Here is a 220-nt window from a genome sequence, read left to right as displayed (position 1 = left end):
CCGCGAGCTCTGGCCGGGACAGCCGCGCGTACCGGGATGTGCCCACCGGCCCGAAGATAGATCCGGCTGTGTCATAAGGTCAACGACCTCCGTCCGGTAGCACTTCGGTGACCGCGGTGCCGGGTTTACGGCTGCGGTCGCGGTCACCGGACTGTACCGGGTGTGCTGCAATGACGTGATGACTCCCCGCAGCGACGCGCATCCGCTGGCCGAGATCGCC

Origin of the sequence: Mycobacterium sp. (assembly GCF_008709575.1) — a bacterium.
In the GTDB taxonomy this organism is placed as follows: domain Bacteria; phylum Actinomycetota; class Actinomycetes; order Mycobacteriales; family Mycobacteriaceae; genus Mycobacterium.
The sequence above is the reverse complement of the archived record's forward strand: the minus strand, read 5'-3'. Positions refer to the sequence as shown.